The organism is Brevibacillus sp. JNUCC-41 (assembly GCF_014844095.1).
Classification (GTDB): domain Bacteria; phylum Bacillota; class Bacilli; order Bacillales; family DSM-1321; genus Peribacillus; species Peribacillus aracenensis.
In genome coordinates, this window is record NZ_CP062163.1 from 2,932,872 (window position 1) to 2,952,153 (window position 19,282).

Here is a 19,282-nt window from a genome sequence, read left to right on the forward strand (position 1 = left end):
CATTTTTAAAATATACAAGTATATTTTTTTTACCTTGCTGAATATTATCGGGAATCATTCAAAATGGCTGTGGTAATTGATGTCCAGCCGCTTTAACTCCCATTTCTTTAAGTGATGAAGAGAATAATAGTATATGCCGATTGGCGACGCGTAGACGGGAAATAGAAGAATTTCCGTCTGAAGGAGTACAGCCATTTTTCAATAGGATGCACATATCCATTACGCAAATCAGCGTCCGCCTGTCAAAACGAACATTCTTTAATGCCCCATCAAATCACCTCAATCTAATTAATTTAAATACTTTCATTATAGAAAGAGTTAATCATTCAGTCAAATAGCTTTCTGCACCATAAATCCGGTAAATTGCTTGTAAAGGATCAGTTTGAGCTAATAATTAGCTGTTTTTGACTGTTTTCACTACTTTATTGTATGATATTATGGAATATTCAGAAAATTATAGGTGGTTACATAAAAAATTGGTCAGTTTCATTATTTTTTCGCTGGTTCATACATATTCTATAGAGTCCAAGACAAGTTCTAAATGCAGATTAAAGGGGGTGGCAGCCATGAAAATCATGGAAAGGATGGCAGCAATCATCGCCGGCAGCATGCTTGTAGGAGTGGGAATCAATTTTTTCCTGATACCTTATCATTTATTGGATGGCGGCATGATAGGGATTGGGCTGATTTTTCATTACTATATAGGACTTCCGACAGGCCTGGGTGTGATTTTGAGCAGCATTCCATTATATATATATGCTTGGTACTTTGAAAAGAAATTATTCCTGAACAGTTTGCATGGCCTGCTTTTTTCCTCATTATGCATCGATATTTTTTCCGACGCTGTCATCGGCTGGAATCTTCCCATTTATGTAAGTGCAATGATCGGGGGAGGTTTGATTGGATTAGGAATCGGCTTGATGCTTCGATATGGGACATCAACAGGCGGAACGGATATGCTGGCACAGATCCTATCAAGGAAGAGCGGATTCAATGTAGGTTTACTGATTTTTATCATTGATGGATGCGTGCTTCTTTGCGGATTGAGTGTTGTGGGGACTTCAATCTTTTTATATTCATTTTTAACGATCATCGCGGTGGCCATGCTGACCTCAGTCACCGTGATGCGAACTATTTTTTGATGAATGACGTATAAAAATCCGAAAAAAGGAAAGGATGGGCAATATGAAGAGGACAGATTTTTAGTCTAATAAATAGTAAAGGAAAGTTCATATGAAAAAACTCTATATGTTTACTGCGTTGTTAGTTATGTTGGCTGGATGTCAGGAGTCTGAAATGCCAGAGGACAAGGAAGTTAACAGTGCTGTTCCAGAATCGATGGATGCATCAATCGTCATTAAAGGCAAATTGGAGCCTGGAAAAGAAGTCATTCTTGAAACTACAGTGAAACAGGGAAGCAAATTGGTGAATGAAGCAGATGAGGTACTCTTTGAAGTAAGAAAGTCAGGGCAGGATAAACGGGAAATGCTTGAAGCAAAGAATACTGGAAGTGGCATGTATCAAGTGATGCATACTTTTGAAGAAACAGGCAAATATATTGTAGTCTCCCATGTTACGGCCAAAGGCCTTCATGTAATGCCTGAAAAAGAAGTTGTCGTTCCAGAACATGAAAGTGAAGGCGCATCGGTTCATCCTAGTACGGATGTATCCATCGAGTTTCAAAGTAACCCTGTAAAGGCAGGAAACAGTTCGAACTTTGCAGCGACCGTTGAATTGGATGGGAAGCCACTGACAAATGCAGATGTGAATTTCGAGGTGTGGAAGGAAGGCAGCGAAGAGAGTCATTTCACCAAAGCTGAAGAAGATGGAGATGGAACATATCTAAATAAGGTATCTTTCGAAGAATCGGGAACCTATAAGGTGCAGGTACATGTTGAAAAAGACGAAGTGCATGAACACCAACTGCAAACCATTCAAGTCAATTGATTGTTTTTTGGAGCGAATGGTTTAAACAGGTTTTATCCTTTCGTTAAATGGGAAGGTAAAGGATAACGGTACAGCAGAAAGGGAGGGTAAGCATGAATAATCAAAAAATCAACAAGTATAAAGATCTCGGGATTCATATTGAAAAAACGAAATCACGCCAGGAGATTTTCACTAATGTTTCGCAAAATGATTCATCCTTACTCACCACAGCTTTTTTTTCTCAATTTCCCCAAAAAAGGGAGCTAAAAGAATATTGATGCAATGAGACCGGAGTACATATCAGCTGGTCTTTTTTTGTGCATTCCTAAATGTGATGCATTGTGAAACTGGATATGAAAAACCGAATAGAACGTTATGAGCTGAAATAGGATAGAAGGACAAACAATTTGAAATTAGCGGTAAGGGGAGTCCGATAGCATGATATCACAGCTTATTATGACGATATTGAATTGGTTTGCTGAAATGGGGTATATGGGGATTTTATTGGGGCTTATGGTTGAAGTCATCCCTAGTGAGCTAGTTCTAGGGTACGGTGGTTATGTGGTCGGCCTGGGGAAAATGAATTTTTGGGGAGCTGTTCTTGCAGGTGTGGCAGGCGGGACGATGGCACAACTTTTTCTATATTGGGCTGGGTATTATGGAGGACGGCCCTTTCTCTTGAAGTATGGAAAATATATTTTAATAAAAGAAAAACATATTGTAAATGCTGAAGAGTGGTTTCAAAGGTATGGCGTTGGCGTGATTTTTACGGCTCGATTCATTCCAGTGGTTCGCCATGCTATTTCCATCCCAGCCGGAATTGCAAGGATGTCCGTATGGAAGTTTATATTTTATACGGTTGCGGCTGTCATACCTTGGACCATATTGTTCCTCACCTTAGGAAGGGTTCTCGGCGAGAATTGGCAGCAAATCCGGGAAATAACTGAACCTTATCTAATTCCGGCTGCAGGTTTTTCCTTTATCTTTATCATGTTGTATATCTTTTGGAAAAAAAAGAGCACTCCTCCAATCGTAACGGTCAAAAAAATGGGACGGTTTCCCGATAAATGAACAAATCGAAAAAACAGCCACGTAAAATCACCTTTTACGTGGCTGTTTTTCATCATTATCCTTGAGGAAGGTCTTCTTCCAGAGGAAGCTGTACGACCTTTTTGGTGACCTCTATAAAACGAATGGCGTGATCTTCCATTTCAATCACTTTAAAGCAGAATCCGTCTTTTTCCATGATGTCCCCTACCTTCACATCATAATTTTCAGTAAGGACCCAACCGCCTATAGTATCGACATCATCTTCTTCTAAGTGAATGCCAAGTAGGTCATTCACTTCCTTTACAAGAAGTTTAGAGTCTAAAATATAATGTCCATCTTTAATTTTCCTGATCGAGGCGACTTCATCAATATCGAATTCATCACGAATTTCCCCTACGATTTCCTCGAGGATATCCTCGACTGTGACAAGTCCGGAAGTACCGCCGTATTCATCCATCAAAATGGCCATATGAATGCGTTCTTTTTGCATTTTTAGCAGCAAATCGTGAATTGGGATATTTTCCATCACCCGAATGATCGGACGTGCGTAATTTTCAATCGCTTTGATATGGATTTCCCGGTTCTTAATAAGATCCGAGAATACTTCCTTTAAGTTCACTAAGCCGATGACATGGTCTTTATCACCTTCGACAACAGGATATCGAGTGTATTTTTCCAATTTGGCCACATCGACGAATTGCTGTACCGTTTCATCTTTGGATATGGTCATGATTTCTGTCCTTGGAACCATGATTTCTTTAGCAACACGATCATCGAACTCAAAGATGTTATTTACATATTTAAATTCCGACTGGTTAATTTCTCCGCTTTTATAGCTATCTGAAAGGATGAAACGTAATTCTTCCTCCGTATGGGCTATTTCGCTTTCGGATGCTGGTTTAAAGCCAAATAATCCGACAACGAATCGGGAAGAATGATTCAAGGCCCAAATGAAGGGAAAGGCTATCTTATGGAAAAAAATCAGCGGGCTGGCAATTGCCAAGGCCACTTGCTCAGCCTTTTGGATGGCAACCGTCTTTGGAGCCAATTCTCCAACAACCACATTCAGGAACGTAATTAGGGAAAATGAAATAACGAATGTCAGAACGCTTGTGACTTCTTGAGGGATGTTCAATGCCTTGAATAAAGGCCCAACCAATTTGAGGACGGTCGGTTGTCCTAGCCACCCCAATCCAAGGGCAGTTACTGTAATTCCAAGCTGTGTCGCGGATAGGTACTCATCAAGATCGGATGTGACCTTCTTGGCCGCAATGGCTTTTTTGTTTCCCTCTTCAATCAATTGATCGATCCGAGAGCTGCGAACCCTTATGATCGAAAATTCCGAAGCTACAAAAAAGGCAGTTAAAGCAATTAAAATAATGACAAATAAAAAACTTAATATGTCCAATTAGTGTGGGACTTAAATTGAATCGCCAGATGTTGAGAACGATTTAATTATCCCAGTCACCTCCCAAAACCAATAATGAATGAAATGATATTAGTATATAAAATGTTAGATGAAAAATAAGTCTCGTCTATCTCGTATGAAAATTTCTCTTGTTTTTATTTTCAATCTATAGAATCATTCACCTCGATTAGTAGTGGAACCTACCTATTAGTATAAGTAACTGGGCGCCAATCAGTCAAAAATTTCACACTAAAAACCTAAGGAAAAAAGGATATTTATCCATTATTTAGTTTTTAATTGTATGGAAAAGGTCGTAAGGAAATCGGTAGAGTGACAGGATAAGGTTCCTTGATGCTTTAAAACGATTTCTTTACAGACGAATAATCCCAATCCCGTTCCTCTCTTTTTTGTGGTGATGAATGGTTCAAAAATATTCGGCAGGACGTCGTCAGGTATCTTCGGCCCATTGTTCGATATATTTAAAGTAAGAATGCCGGGTGGTGATTCAGAGCCTGAAATGTAAATGGATGGGGAAGGCATCCCCGCAACCACATCAAGAGCATTTAATATAATATTAAGTAAAACTTGACGGAATTCTTCTTTAGAACCGGAAATTACGGCATCCTCGGCAATATTGCATGTAATGGAAGCATTAACTTCCAAAATGCTAGGATATAAAAATTCGATCACCTCATTCACAAGCTGAGCAATGGAAAATAGATCAGGTGGTGATGAGGAAGTTTCCTTTTTGGAAATATTAAGAAATTGTGTGATCCGGTAATTGAGCTGATCCAATTCCTTCGAAATGATATCAAGGTACTTTATCTGAGGTTGTTCTGCCTGTAACAATTGTATGAATCCCATGATGGAAGTCAGTGGATTTCTGAATTCATGGACAAAGCTTGAGGTCATTTGGCCAAGGAGTGTCAACCGGTCTTTATGATTTGGGCTTATGAATTGATAGCGTTCTTCAAGTTCCATCGTTTTCAATTCGGTATAATGGGATAATGCAAAATGAATAAGTTTATCGAAGTAAACGTTTACTTGCTTAATTAGTCCCGATATTACTTCTTTGGATGATTCGGAATTCAAAACATGCTCTATGATGATGGATCTCCCGATGGTAGCAGTGGAAAAGAAATTTTCCATATCCAATTGCTTATTGACTCGATCAGACGCAATCTTTTCCCCAACGACCTTCAGTACATCGTCTATTTCAGTATCCGATTTTCCAAGCTGATCCAATAGCAGATTGAAAATATTTTCCACTTCTCCTTTAAAATACCCCAGATATCCGTCCGGTAAATGCAGCAACTCATCTTTCCATTTGGAAATGATACTGCTTTTTTGAGAAGATAAAAAGTGAATGGTCATTTCTCGATTAGATACCATCTTGCCCTCCATACTGTAGGAAAATGAATTTACTTTTGACCCGGAAATTGCTTTATTTGAATAAAATTACAAAATATCAAAATAATTACATCTTGTTTTCATGATAACAGATTAATGTTCTTTTAACATGTGTTAATTGGATAAATATTCGGCAATCAATCAATAAATCCCTTTTTTTGACACAGCTTTATTACAGTGATTACAGGAATCAATAACAAAAAAAGGTATCCGTAAAGTTAATGCCGGTTACCTTTTTTATGGAATGCATATGGTTCGATGTGAACGATTACATGCTGGATATTATATTCCTTCAAAAGATTTTCTTCGATTTTAACCGTAATATCATGACCCTGAATGACGGTCAAAAGAGGATTAACATGAACGGTAGTTTCGAGCAGGATTTCACTTCCATGCATCCGGGCTTTAATTTCACTCATGTCTTTAACACCCTCTGTCAATATAATGGTTTGTCCGATCTTTTGCAGGAGCTGCTCGTCGAAACCATCAGTTAAAGAGATGGAGGCATCACGAAAGATGTCCCAGGCCGTTTTGCATATGATGACCCCCACGACGGCTGCCGCTATCGCATCCAGCCAAGGGATTCCCATCTTAGTACCGATTATTCCGATGAATGCACCAACACTGACAAGGGCATCGGAACGATTATCCTGGGCAACGGCATAGATGGAAGAGCTGTTGATCTTTTTACTTAATGATAAGTTATAACGGTAGATTCCGTACATGAAAATTGCAGAGAATAGAGCGACATAACCGGTCAGCATGCTGGGAACGGTTGTTGAATTTTGGTGAAAGAAGGATTCAATGGCACTGAATAATACCTGAAGGCCCACGGTGATCATGATGAAGGCAGCTACCAACGAGGCTACGGTTTCCGCCCGTAAATGACCATATGAATGATTATCATCAGGAGGTCTCTTTGAAATTTTCAAACCGATCAATACGGCTAAGGAAGCGATGATGTCGGTCGTATTATTTAAACCATCAGCCCAAAGCCCTTTAGAATCACCGAAATAACCAAATGACAATTTAAGAGCAGACAAGAATATGTAAGCGGCAATGCTTATGCAGGCGCCTTTTTCAGCTGAAATCGAATGTTTATCCATGTCCATTCCCTCCCCGATGTAAATTAGGCTTAATAAATCAAACCTTTGTGAGTCTATAGATTTAGCCATCTAACTTGTGGTTAATGGCAGGTGTAAGGTCTGTAAAGAAGTTGGTTAAACAAAAGAATATGCCCTAAAATGGGGATGACAAGTTGATGATATGTATATTTTCTTTAATTGTCATTTATAGAAACTAATACTATATTCTAACCGATGATCGAAAATTAAATACTTCTGCAAGGGGAGCCAAAAAGGCTGAGTGGGACACTTGGTTACCGCTGTGTAGGATGGTTTTGGTCAGCAATTGGCGCCCCGGTGTTTTTTGCTACAAATGTATGACTGAAAAAATCCTCTTAACAAAAAGGCCGGATCCTATAAGGATCCGGCCTTTTTCAGAGAATGCTCTACTCGAGCCATACAGTGCGAACCCGCTAATCTTCATTTTGCAATGAATACCGAACAAGGTGCGTTTTTCGCAATGGAACTACTTGTACTGCCAAGAAAGAATTTTTCCAAACCGCTTTTAGCGCTATTGCCGACAACGATAAGATCCGCTGAAGTTCTTGCTGCAAAGTCACATACGCTATCTGGGGCATATCCTTCCAATAGTTCGAATTTCCCCCTGACTTGACATTCACTTAACAATCTCAACGTATTACTTTCTGCGTTCTGAATACTATTCTCGACGGGGGAAGGGGTGTCATTTACCTTTTGAGGTCCTGGCTGATCGACTTCAATAACGGGATGTGTCTGGACTGGATCTACATAAAATCCGGCAGTAGGTACGAACCCCGGAGCCGAGGCGTCTCCCATGATACGCTGTTCAACCTTATCATTCAGGACATGAACTACGGTCAATTCGGCTTTTGGAAAGGCCTTTTTCAATGTTGCCCCATATTTTACGGCCCGCTTACTCTCTTCATTTCCATCAAAAGCGACGACAATATGTTTTAAGTCTTTCATTAATATCATCTCTCCCCTTTATAAGACCTTATAAGTGTTATACCCGCTTTTAAATGGCTTCACGCCTTTAATCGGTATATAGATTGCCTTTTAAGGGTAAAGGATAGATACGAGCATAGTTAAAATGGTAGGATGAAATCTGGTCCTTCATTTAGCTGGCATGCTCAGACGATGAAGGGATATCATCGGCAAGGATGCCGATTCGTGAGTATGTGCTACAAGAAAAGGGCGCCTTTTATTCAATCGGCGAGTTTTCTTTAATAAAAAGGGTAAAATATTTTTAATGAAACATGTCGAGATGGGAAAATGGGGGGGACAAATGAAAGGGCTAGTGAAATTAGGTCTAATTATAATATTGGCGGTTGTGGTTTTAGGCGCCGGTTCACTATTGTATTTCAAGCAGGGTGCAGATATAAGTCATCTTGAAAATAAACTTCAGCAACCGACAGGAATCTATGATCTGGATGGGAATCTTGCCAGTACGATCACTGCGAATAAATCCGAAGGGGTTGCGATAGAAGAAATACCGGAACATATGAAACAAGCGGTGGTTTCCATTGAGGATCACCGTTTTTATGAACATCACGGCATAGATTATCAAGGGATTATGCGGGCTTTGGTTAAAAATGCGAAGGCTGGAAGTGTTGTTGAAGGCGGGAGCACTCTCACCCAGCAGCTTGTGAAAATCACGATGCTGGAATCGAATCGGACATTGAAGAGGAAGATAGAAGAGTTTTTTCTAGCCCAGGAAGTTGAAAATCAATATACAAAAGATGAAATTCTGGAAATGTACCTGAATCAAGTTTATTTTGGCCATGGGGCATGGGGAATCAAAAAGGCCGCAAATATTTATTTTTCCAAAGAGGTCTCTGAATTGACCGTTGCCGAGGGAGCTTTACTGGCGGGTGTGATTAACTTGCCATCCAAACTTGATCCATACAAGAATTTAGACGGGGCAGTCAAGAGGCGTGATTTGGTTCTTTCGAGAATGGCGGAACATGGTTATTTGACGAAAGATGAAGAAGCAGCTGCAAAAAAAGATTCGGTGACACTTCTAATGGGGGAGAAGGAAACCGATCCATTAAGAGGTAAATATCCTTATTTTGTCGATCATGTTTTATCGGAAGCTTCGAGTAAATATGGTATTAAACTTGAGGATCTGCTATCAAAGGGCTACAAAATTTACACGACACTGGACCAATCCATGCAGCAGTCTACAGAAACCGTTTATGCGAATGATGCCAATTTTCCAGTGGGAACGAGTGCAGATGAACTGGTTCAAAGCGGGTCTGTCCTCCTTGATCCTGAAACGGGAGGCATAAAGGCACTTGTCGGTGGGAGAGGTAAGCATCAATTCATGGGATATAACCGGGCAACCCAGCTGACAAGATCTCCCGGTTCATCCATTAAACCGCTTGTCGTATACTTGCCAGCGGTTGAAGAGGGATACGACATCACCGCCCCTTTAAAGGATGAAAAAATGAGCTTCGGTGAATATGAGCCAACAAACCTTAGTGGTGAATATAAAGGAGAAGTGCCCATGTATGAAGCGGTGATGAATTCCTTGAATGTACCAACGGTTTGGCTATTGAATGAGATAGGCATCGATAAGGGGCTTGATTCACTTAAGCGGTTTGGAATTCCATATGAAAAAGATGATCGAAACCTATCGATAGCTTTGGGGGGGATGAAAAAAGGTGTATCCCCGCTGCAGATGGCAGGAGCCTTTTCAGCTTTCGCCAACGGTGGGGAAAGAATGGAAACCCATGCCATTATAAGAATAGAAAATGCCGATGGAAAAGAGGTAGCCGCCTGGAAAGAGAAAAGCACCAAAGTGACCTCTGAAGGCGCCGTCGACAAAATGAATTCCATGCTGCTTGGAACAGTGGAATATGGCACAGCGAAAAACGCCGCTGTTTCCGGTTATGAAATAGCAGGTAAAACAGGTTCCACACAAGTTCCCATCGAAGGAATTTCAGGGGTCAAAGATCAATGGTTCATCGGTTATTCACCTTCGCTGGTCGGTGCTGTATGGGCTGGATATGATAAGACGGACGAAAAGCATTATCTAACGACTCACAGCAGTCAGGGAAGTGCAATCATCTTTCAAAAAATAATGTCGCAAGCTTTACAGAATCAAACTGCCCAATCCTTTAAAGCTCAAGATATCGGTCCGCTTATAGCTGAACAACAGGCACTTATAGCTGAGCAAAAGGCAAAAGAAGACGATGAGCAAAGGAGACAATATTGGATTGATAAAGGAAATGAAATTCGGGAAGGTTTGAATAAATGGAGGGACTGGAAGTTGCCGTGGTGATCCCCAGGAAGGGGAGCATGAACAAGCTTTTGCTTAATTTAATCAACAAAAAAGACTGTCAATAATTGACAGTCTTTCGTCATTCTTAAAAAATGAGATTTGCTATTATGCCGATTACGACGATTGCGCCTATCACCATTAGAATGGTTCGCATTTCTATACACCCTCTTCATGACGTAGTTGGAATGATTTAAATATTAACGGTTTGGTTCGATTGGAATCCAAATGAACTTTCATCATTTTCTTTACAAATAGCCTGTACTTTTTCTAGCATGGCATGTACATTCTCGCCTTCAAGTATGACTTTCATGGTTGCACACTCTTGAAGAATGAGCACAAAGGATACGAAAGTCGAAAGTTTCTTGGCATCGACCAATTTATGGTTGCAGATAAAATATATATTCCCTTTAAATTCTTTTGTAACTTGATATAGGTTCATGATTTGTCGCATGGATAATCTTTTATTTGTTTTAATATCAGAAGAAATCACTTTATTCATGTCGTTTAACTCCTTTTGTTTTTATACTTTTGGAAAAGCATAATCAAGATGTCAGTTCAGCTACAACTTTTTAAAATGAACAATTATGTTTGTCTTTTTTATGTAATTGTTAGCGGGTCATATTGTATATTTACCCGAGTGAAAGATTTTGAAACCTATTTGAAAATTTCAATTGGAGGGGGAACGAACATTGCTCACACTTATTAAAAATGGGGAGCTTTATGGTCCGGAATATATGGGCCAAAAAGATATCCTCTTGGTAGGAAAGCAAATTGGCTTCATTGAGGACAAGATTGAAAAACCTGCCAATTTCGTTGAAATGAAAGTGATTGATGCGAGTGGTCAAATTGTGGTTCCGGGTTTTATAGATGCTCACGTACATATTATCGGCGGAGGTGGGGAAGGGGGCTTTAAAACGAGGACACCAGAAATCCAATTAACTGATGCCACTTTAGCGGGTATAACGACATTGGTAGGGGTCATAGGAACAGATGGAACGACAAGGACCATGCCAGCACTGCTTGCTAAAGCGAGAGCGCTTGAAGAAGAAGGAATTAGCTGCTTCGTTCAAACTGGTTCCTATCAAGTTCCAGTCAAGACGTTAACAGGTAAGATCGAAGATGATTTGATTCTTGTGGATAAAATTATCGGTGTTGGCGAAATAGCCATTGCCGATCATCGTTCTTCACAGCCGACTGCAGCTGAACTGGCTAAACTGGCCTCTCAGGCGCGCAATGGAGGCCTGTTGTCCGGGAAAAGCGGTATCGTCAACATTCATGTCGGCGACAGTTTAGATCATTTGCAGGTAATTGAGGAAGTTGTCGAGACAACGGAAATACCAATCACCCAGTTCTACCCTACACATATAAATCGAAATCCGCATTTATTCAATGCAGGTGTGGAATATGCAAAAAAAGGGGGTTATATCGATTTTACGACAAGTACGATCCAGAAGTTCCTTGAAGAAGGCGAGGTCAAAGCAAGTACAGCAATAAAAATGGCACTGGAAAAAGGCGTTGAAATCGGGCAGATCACCATAACTTCAGATGGACAAGCCAGCCTGCCTGACTTCGATGGCAACGGTAACCTGCGTGGTTTGAACATTGGAACATGCATGTCCTTATATGATTGTGTTGCCGATGCGATCCTCGAGGATGGAGTGACAATTGCCGATGCCCTACGAGTTGTGACGGAAAATCCGGCAAAAATTTTAAAACTTTCTACAAAGGGGCAGCTTGCTGTAGGTAAGGATGCCGATATCATCATGATGAAGAAAAAAACTTTAGAAATGAATAGTGTTATCGCGATGGGGCAGATCATGGTCAAAGATGGTCAAGCAGTCGTGAAAGGAACATTTGAATGATAAATCTTTCTAATCTTGTTGGTAAGGTTTTCATTTTGGTTATGGCAGGAGTGATTTCCGGTGCTTGTAATACCCCCATCAATCATGAAATGCAAAAAGACCCGTAATTATATAATGGGTCTCAGTTTGTCTACAAAAAGGAGTTCGATTGATTAATCCCAAACCATTATTTTATAAGTAAACTTGGATTTGAATGAAACCCTCAATGGATTGAAGAAATTTGCGACACTCCTGCCGAATAACTGGCTAGCCGAGACCCCACAGACGCATGGCAGACAGGCGGCGGAGTCTAAGACCCATTTATTATATAATGGGTCTTTTTTTGTGCTGGAGACTTTTTGGATAGGTCTTGAATCGATCGAGCATATGAACAACTTGTAGATAATCAATATGAAATTTTCCCATTAAAGGTTCTCATTTTCAAAATGAAGGTATGTTATCAGAAAACATATTCTAAATAAAGGTAAAACGGGAAAAATTCATTCTATTTAACATATTATTAAAAACATGGATGTATTATCCTTTTATATAAGGAAATGTAGTTTATGAAACAGCATTTAATTACAGACATAAAGACCAATAGATACATTTTGGGCTGTTATTTCATGACTGTTCAAAACCTTGGTAAGTTTGCGAAACAAATCTATCTTAAGGGGAGAAATGAAATGGAAAAGACGGGAAACCCAATAATGAAAGCGTATTCAAATGAAGTTGAGCCGGAAATATTTCGCGTATTGACTCCTGATGGCGAAATCATTGAAACGATTGATGGAAAAATCGATAAATCACTTATGTTAAAGATGTATGAGAGCATGCTCCTGCTCAGAACGTTTGACCGAAAATCCGTTAATCTCCAGCGCCAAGGCAGGATTGGAACTTATGCACCTTTTGAAGGACAGGAAGCATCCCAGGTAGGAAGCGCCTTAGCGTTGTCGGCAGGGGATTGGATGTTTCCCACATACCGTGACCATGGAGCGGCAATTATTCATGGGCAGGAATTATACCGTGTTTTCCTATACTGGATGGCGCATTTTGATGGCTCAATTTGTCCTGAAGGAAAAAGGATATTGCCTCCAAGCGTTCCGATTGCCACTCAAATGGTTCATGCCGTTGGAACGGCTTGGGCAAGTAAGATTAGAGGCGAAAAGAATGTTAGCATTGCTTATTTTGGTGATGGAGCAACTTCTGAAGGGGACTTTCATGAGGCACTGAATTTTGCTGGCGTTTATAAAACCCCAACAATCTTCTTCTGCCAAAATAATGGCTACGCGATCAGTGTCCCTTTTGAAAAGCAATCGGCATCCAAAACAATATCCCAGCGGGCTGCCGCTTATGACATCCATGGGGTTCGAGTGGATGGAAATGATATTTTCGCAGTATGGCTGACTGTAAAGCAGGCTGTCGAAAGAGCGCTTAATGGGGAAGGACCTACATTAATCGAAGCCATCACCTTTCGTTATGGCGCTCATACTACTGCAGACAATCCGAACATATATCGCGATCAGGACGAAATTTCAACGTTCTGGAGGGAAAACCGGGATCCCATTACACGTCTTAGAAAGTATTTGAATAAAGAGGGTCACTGGAATGAAGAGCAGGAGGAATTGGCGTTAAAAAAATTCAACGAACTGATTGATGCTCACCTTCAAAAAGCCGAAGGGTATCCAAAATCCGACCCGCTCGAAATGTTTAACCATGTATATGCCGAGGAGTCATGGCATTTAAAGGAACAGAAGCAGGAATTGAACCAAATCTTAAGGAAAGGCGGGAAGAAATAATGGGCAAAAATTTAACGATGCTCCAGGCTATTACGGAAGCGATGGACCAAATGCTGGGTCATGATGATCGCGTGATGATCATGGGTGAGGATATTGGAGTGAATGGCGGGGTTTTTCGATCGACGGAAGGTCTTTATGAAAAGTATGGAAAAGATCGAGTCATTGATACGCCATTAGCTGAATCCGGAATCATTGGGTCTGCAATTGGTTTAGCCCTTAACGGAATGCTGCCTATTGTAGAGATACAGTTTCTCGCCTTTATTTATCCGGGATTCGAACAACTCGTTTCCCATGCTGCCCGTATGAGGTATCGTACCCGTGGGCAATTTGGGGTGCCCCTTTTAATCCGTACTCCATATGGTGCCGGAATCAGGGGCCCTGAACTTCATTCTGAAAGTGTCGAAACCTTCTTTGCCCATACCCCGGGTTTAAAGGTGGTTGCACCCAGTAATCCATATGACGCAAAAGGGCTGCTCATTTCAGCCCTCGAAGATCCAGATCCGGTGATTTTTTTGGAACCGACTAAATTGTATCGGGCTTTCAAGGAAGAAGTTCCCGACGAAATGTACCGAATACCAATCGGGCAAGCAAAAGTGGTCCAGGAGGGGAGCGATCTGACCATTTATGCATGGGGGGCCATGTTAAGGGAGGCATTGAATGCCGCGAAAAAGATTGAAGCAGAAAAAGGCTGGAAGTGTGAAGTGGTCGATCTTCGAACATTATACCCTTTAGATAGGGATACGATCGTGCAATCCATTAAAAAGACAGGTCGTGCATTAATCGTCCATGAAGCCCATAAGACGGCCGGATTAGGTGCGGAGATTATCTCCATCATTAATGATGAAGCTCTTATTTACCTGAAAGCGCCGATTAAGCGTGTAACAGGATTTGATGTACCGGTTCCGCCGTTTACAATAGAAGATCATTATTTACCGACTGTTGATCGTGTAAAACAAGGAATTGTCGAAACGTTATCATTTTAATAGTGATTAAGGGAGAAGGAGGATGACGCATGATGGAATTTAAACTTCCTGATGTAGGGGAAGGGATGCATGAAGGGGAAATTATCCAATGGCTCATTAAAGAAGGGGAGGCGGTTAAACAGGACCAACCCATTGTTGAAGTGCAAACGGATAAAGTCAATGCGGAATTGACGGCTCCTGCAGCGGGAGTGGTCAAGAAAATATTTTTTTCCGAAGGGGATATCGTGGAAGTGGGAACCACTATATTCACAATTCAGGAAGAGAACGATGTGTCAGTTCCTTATAAAGGCATGATTGACGAAGAAATCCAAGTCGTGCAATCTGGTGATGTAATAGTAAATGCAGAACAGATTACGACTAAGCAGCATCATGAGGTAGTGCGTGCGTTGGCAACGCCATTCGTTCGTCAAATGGCGAGGGAAATGAAGGTTGATATCGAGAAGGTTAAAGGCTCCGGCCCGGCTGGGCGAATTACCGAAAGTGACCTGAAGCAGTTTAAAGAAAATAACTCGATTACACTGGAAGATGCCAAACATCATGATAGCAAGAGTGTTCAAGAGATGGCCTTGATGAATGATGCCATTCAGGCAAAAGGAGTGGAAAATGAGTGGGAAGAGCGGATTCCGCTTAAAGGCATTCGAAAAAAAATCGCTGAACATATGGTAAAGTCGGTTTCGACCATTCCTCATGTAACCCATGTAGATGAATTGGAAATGGACCGATTGAAGGAATTTAAAAATCAATTAAAAGAGTACTCCGATGATAAGGATATTAAGTTGACTTTTTTGCCATTTTTCGTTAAAGCCATTGTCATCGCCTTAAAGGAGTTCAAAACATTAAACGCTTCAATTGATGAAAAGACCAATGAAATCATTCTGAAGAATTATTATCATATTGGGATTGCGACGAATACCGAAGAGGGTCTCATAGTTCCAGTCATAAAAAATGCCGATCAAAAGACCATTTTCCAACTGGCTGATGAAATCAAGCAATTGGCAGCCCAAGCCCGTGAAGGGAAGTTGAGCATTGATCAAATCACAGGCAGTACATTTACCATCAGCAATGTAGGACCGATCGGAGGGATGCACGCGACCCCGATCATTAACTATCCGGAAGCTGCCATACTAGCTTTGCATAAAATGGAACATCGCATGGTCGTTCGCGATCTTGAAGGTGTTATCCGTTTAATGATGAATATGTCTCTATCTTTCGATCATCGTTTGATTGATGGGGTAACAGCGGTGCATTTTACCAATAGAATCAAGGAATTGCTGGAAAATCCAATTCGTTTAGTTGTGGAGATGAGATAAATGGTAGTAGGGGAAGTTGCTGTAGAGACGGAAGTTATCATCATTGGAGGAGGTCCGGGAGGGTATGCTGCGGCTATCCGTCTCGGCCAGTTAGGAAAATCGGTCGTACTGATTGAAAAGGATAAGCTGGGCGGGGTTTGTCTTAATCGGGGCTGTATACCTTCAAAGGCATTAATTCACACTGCTGATCAATACCAAAGGCTTAACGATTTAGGGAAAATGGGAATCCGGCTATCCCAGGAAAGAACCGCTATGGACTTGGGAGTTTGGCAAGATTGGAAAGCGGGCATCACATCTCAGTTGAAGCAAGGTATTGCCCATTTGTGTAAGGAAAATGGAGTGACGGTGGTTAAAGGTCAAGCAGCCTTTTTATCTGATGACCGAATTGGAGTTGAAACCGATGGCGATTTTGAAACCTACAAGTTTGAGCAGGCGATTATTGCGACGGGGTCCAGACCTTTCATTCCATCCTTCATTAAAGTCGATGGAGAATATATATTGGATTCAACATCATCTTTGCAGCTGCAGGAAGTTCCATCAAGCTTGTCGATCATTGGCGGTGGATATATCGGAATCGAATTAGGTATGGCATTTGCAAAGCTGGGTACTAAAGTGACCATCATTGAAATGGCCAATCGCATCCTTCCCCAAATTGCTGAAAACCTTGTAAAGGAAGTCACCCGGAGCGCCAAGAAGCTTGGGATGAATATCAAAACATCCACGAGGGTAGAAAAGGCGAGTGTAGTGGATGGCCATGTACACCTTCATGTATCCTCGGAAGAAAAAGGGGCAGAAGTGGTCGTGAGTGAAAAGTCCCTGGTTACAATTGGCAGGATACCTAACACTGAAGAAATTGGCCTGAATCGGGCTGGAGTTACAGTTGGTGAAAAAGGCCATATAGAAGTGGATATGGAATGTCGTACAAATGTGCCGCACATCTTTGCCATCGGTGACACTACACCTGGTCCAGCTCTTGCGCATCGAGCGTCCAAACAGGGAGTGGTGGCAGCTGAAGTGATAGGGGGATTGCCAAGTGCCGTTGACTCACCTAATGTTCCCTATGTAATCTTCTCGGACCCCCAAATAGCTGGTGTGGGTTTAAGCCGTGAAGAAGCTGAACAACAGGGATACAGCGTCAAAATCGGCAAATTTCCGTTCAGTGCCAATGGAAGGGCGCTTGCAACGGATGAAACGGAAGGATTTGCTGAAGTGATCGTGGATGCCGATAGCCACATATTGCTCGGAATGCATATGGTAGGTGCTGATGCGTCAAACCTTATAGGTGAAGGGGTCCTTGCCCTTGAGATGGCGGCTAGGGTCGAAGATATAGCCCTGATCATGCATCCACATCCAACTTTGACTGAGGGGTGGATGGAAGCGGCTGAGGCAGTTTTGGGACATGCGATTCACATCGTAAATAAATAGGAAAAGGTAAAGTCATGGGGATTACCAAAGTAGTCCCCGATAATGGAGTCAGAAAACCTCTCATTGGTCTCCAAAAGGCAAGGCTATCAGCAAATTCACGCCATTTCCAAAATTTTACCCGGCGTTTGAGTAGATAGGATCTTTAATAGGCGTGCGATGATTCCTCTTGTAAAACTAACAACATATTGATATCTTTTACTTTGGTGAAGTATGAAGAGATTTTTCAAGAAGGCTTTGCATCCTTCCACTCCAAAACCAAAACGGTTGATGAGATAACCTATCTATTCGCCATTCAACGATTGAAATGGGTTTGATTTTTTATACGGAAAAATTATGGAAAGAAGGAGGCAGATGTAATGGATTCAAATGGTGGGTCACTGCAAAAGAAATTATTGCCGCGGCATATTAGCATGATGGCAATGGGAGGGGCAATAGGTACTGGCATTTTTAAAGGAAGTGCCGAAACCATATCGTTAGCAGGGCCAGGAGTCATATTCACTTATATTTTTGCAGGATTATTACTGCTTATAGTCATGGGTGCTATAGCGGAAATGGCAATTATTTATCCAAATACGAATATGAAAGGTTTCGTTCAGAAAGCATTCGGTAACCGCTTTTCATTCATAATAGGCTGGATGTATTGTTTCATGTGGCTATCCGTTTGTGTCATTGAGGTAGTGGTTGCAGGAAGCTTCTTGCAATATTGGCTCCCAGCAATCCCGCTATGGATATTAAGTTTAGGGTGTACGGCTTTCATCATTGGGATTAACATGATGAATGTCAAAAATTATGGTGAATTCGAATTTTGGTTTGCTGGCATTAAAATTACAATGATTATCGTATTCATCATATTGGGAGCCTGTATTTTATTTGGAGTCATCCCAACCGGGGAATCTAATTATCTACAAAACTTCACCGGGCATGGAGGGTTTTTCCCAAATGGGTGGATGTCCATCTTTTCGGCATTACTGATCGTCATGTTCTCCTATGGCGGTTCAGAGTTAATAGGGGTGACGGTAACCGAAGCAAAGGATGCGGAACGCATTTTACCGAAGGTCATTAAAAACTATATTTGGAGAGTCGTATTATTTTTCACCTTACCGATACTTGTAATCTGCGGTTTGATTCCTTGGAACAAAATTAGCGACCAGGCAAGTCCGTTTGTACAAGTTTTATCAATGTCCGGTTTTCAGGGATCTGCACATATCATGAATTTCATTTTGATTACGGCCGTCTTATCTGCCGCAAACTCAGGAATATATGGGTGTACCCGCATGCTGCATTCTTTGGCTGCAGAAGGGGAAGCTCCCAAGTCGTTCTCTTATGTATCAAAAAATGGCGTTCCTTTGTATAGTTTGATATTAAGTGCTTTTGTATTGGTCGTCGGCTCCATGGTTACTTTCGTTGCACAGGACAAGGCATTTACTTTATTAATGGCGTTTCCAGGTTTTGTAGTATCCCTTGTATGGATCAGCATCTGTTTAGCGCAGCTAAAACTTCGCAATTCGTATCCCAAAGCCCCGAGTTTTAAATTGTGGGGATTTCCATATGTAACCTTGTTTGCCGTAATCACCTTAAGCATCATTTGTATATCGTTCGTTTTCAGTGAACAGAATCGGATCAGTATCATTGCTTGCCTGATTGTGTTGGCTGCATTAATCTCGATTTCCATTTTTAAATTTAAAAGTGGGGATGAACAGGGGACAACGATAATAGAAAAGGATATTGCTAAATAAATTACGGA

Annotated in this window: 16 protein-coding genes; 11 read left to right on the plus strand and 5 right to left on the minus strand. The window is 41.2% G+C overall.

Annotated elements, in window-relative coordinates; translation table 11 throughout:
- The first annotated feature begins 566 nt into the window (after positions 1 to 566).
- The 4 genes from JNUCC41_RS14255 to JNUCC41_RS14270 all read left to right on the plus strand — a co-directional run bounded on the left by JNUCC41_RS14255 (position 567) and on the right by JNUCC41_RS14270 (position 2,997).
- A complete protein-coding gene (locus JNUCC41_RS14255; protein WP_311202512.1) occupies positions 567 to 1,142 on the plus strand; it encodes a YitT family protein in 576 nt (191 codons plus the stop codon).
- A 91-nt stretch (positions 1,143 to 1,233) separates the two neighbouring features.
- Entirely contained in the window at positions 1,234 to 1,947 is a 714-nt protein-coding gene (locus JNUCC41_RS14260) for a FixH family protein (RefSeq protein ID WP_192203573.1), read from the plus strand.
- 92 nt (positions 1,948 to 2,039) lie between these two features.
- Complete coding sequence (locus JNUCC41_RS14265) at positions 2,040 to 2,204, plus strand: hypothetical protein (protein ID WP_192203574.1); 165 nt, start codon at positions 2,040 to 2,042, stop codon at positions 2,202 to 2,204.
- A 163-nt stretch (positions 2,205 to 2,367) separates the two neighbouring features.
- The gene (locus JNUCC41_RS14270) at positions 2,368 to 2,997 is read left to right on the plus strand and encodes an undecaprenyl phosphate transporter UptA (protein ID WP_192208167.1); all 630 of its coding nucleotides are present in this window, start codon (positions 2,368 to 2,370) and stop codon (positions 2,995 to 2,997) included.
- Between the two features lie 55 nt (positions 2,998 to 3,052).
- Here the strand turns inward: JNUCC41_RS14270 and JNUCC41_RS14275 are convergent, their stop codons facing one another.
- The 4 genes from JNUCC41_RS14275 to JNUCC41_RS14290 form a co-directional block, all read right to left on the minus strand.
- Positions 3,053 to 4,384 carry a hemolysin family protein gene (locus tag JNUCC41_RS14275; RefSeq protein ID WP_192203575.1) on the minus strand — a complete coding sequence of 444 codons (1,332 nt, stop codon included), beginning with the start codon at positions 4,382 to 4,384 and terminating at the stop codon, positions 3,053 to 3,055.
- Positions 4,385 to 4,666: 282 nt separating this feature from the next.
- Positions 4,667 to 5,776 carry a histidine kinase N-terminal domain-containing protein gene (locus tag JNUCC41_RS14280; protein WP_192203576.1) on the minus strand — a complete coding sequence of 370 codons (1,110 nt, stop codon included), beginning with the start codon at positions 5,774 to 5,776 and terminating at the stop codon, positions 4,667 to 4,669.
- Between the two features lie 236 nt (positions 5,777 to 6,012).
- Positions 6,013 to 6,900, minus strand: coding sequence for a cation diffusion facilitator family transporter (locus JNUCC41_RS14285; protein ID WP_192203577.1), 888 nt, complete (start codon positions 6,898 to 6,900; stop codon positions 6,013 to 6,015).
- Positions 6,901 to 7,338: 438 nt separating this feature from the next.
- Positions 7,339 to 7,863, minus strand: coding sequence for a universal stress protein (locus JNUCC41_RS14290; RefSeq protein WP_192203578.1), 525 nt, complete (start codon positions 7,861 to 7,863; stop codon positions 7,339 to 7,341).
- 319 nt (positions 7,864 to 8,182) lie between these two features.
- Between JNUCC41_RS14290 and JNUCC41_RS14295 the strand changes: the two genes are divergently transcribed.
- On the plus strand, positions 8,183 to 10,180 hold the full coding sequence (locus JNUCC41_RS14295; RefSeq protein ID WP_228467334.1) for a transglycosylase domain-containing protein: 1,998 nt from the start codon (positions 8,183 to 8,185) through the stop codon (positions 10,178 to 10,180).
- 190 nt (positions 10,181 to 10,370) lie between these two features.
- On the opposite strand, the gene JNUCC41_RS14300 is transcribed toward JNUCC41_RS14295, so the two are convergent.
- Complete coding sequence (locus JNUCC41_RS14300) at positions 10,371 to 10,679, minus strand: hypothetical protein (protein ID WP_098372549.1); 309 nt, start codon at positions 10,677 to 10,679, stop codon at positions 10,371 to 10,373.
- Between the two features lie 190 nt (positions 10,680 to 10,869).
- Here JNUCC41_RS14300 and iadA point away from each other — a divergent pair, with 190 nt between their 5' ends.
- From iadA to JNUCC41_RS14330, 6 genes are all read left to right on the plus strand, one after another.
- Positions 10,870 to 12,042: a beta-aspartyl-peptidase gene (iadA, locus tag JNUCC41_RS14305; RefSeq protein ID WP_192203580.1), complete on the plus strand. Its 1,173-nt coding sequence runs from the start codon at positions 10,870 to 10,872 to the stop codon at positions 12,040 to 12,042.
- A gap of 689 nt (positions 12,043 to 12,731) precedes the next feature.
- Positions 12,732 to 13,820: a pyruvate dehydrogenase (acetyl-transferring) E1 component subunit alpha gene (pdhA, locus tag JNUCC41_RS14310; protein WP_192208168.1), complete on the plus strand. Its 1,089-nt coding sequence runs from the start codon at positions 12,732 to 12,734 to the stop codon at positions 13,818 to 13,820.
- Positions 13,820 to 14,803 (plus strand): alpha-ketoacid dehydrogenase subunit beta, encoded by a 984-nt coding sequence (locus JNUCC41_RS14315; RefSeq protein WP_192203581.1) that lies wholly within the window; start codon positions 13,820 to 13,822, stop codon positions 14,801 to 14,803. Before pdhA ends, JNUCC41_RS14315 begins: the two co-directional genes overlap by 1 nt.
- 29 nt (positions 14,804 to 14,832) lie before the next feature.
- Positions 14,833 to 16,113: a dihydrolipoamide acetyltransferase family protein gene (locus tag JNUCC41_RS14320; RefSeq protein ID WP_192203582.1), complete on the plus strand. Its 1,281-nt coding sequence runs from the start codon at positions 14,833 to 14,835 to the stop codon at positions 16,111 to 16,113.
- Positions 16,114 to 17,538 (plus strand): dihydrolipoyl dehydrogenase, encoded by a 1,425-nt coding sequence (gene lpdA, locus JNUCC41_RS14325; protein ID WP_192203583.1) that lies wholly within the window; start codon positions 16,114 to 16,116, stop codon positions 17,536 to 17,538.
- Between the two features lie 356 nt (positions 17,539 to 17,894).
- A complete protein-coding gene (locus tag JNUCC41_RS14330) occupies positions 17,895 to 19,274 on the plus strand; it encodes an amino acid permease (RefSeq protein WP_192203584.1) in 1,380 nt (459 codons plus the stop codon).
- Positions 19,275 to 19,282: the final 8 nt, after the last annotated feature.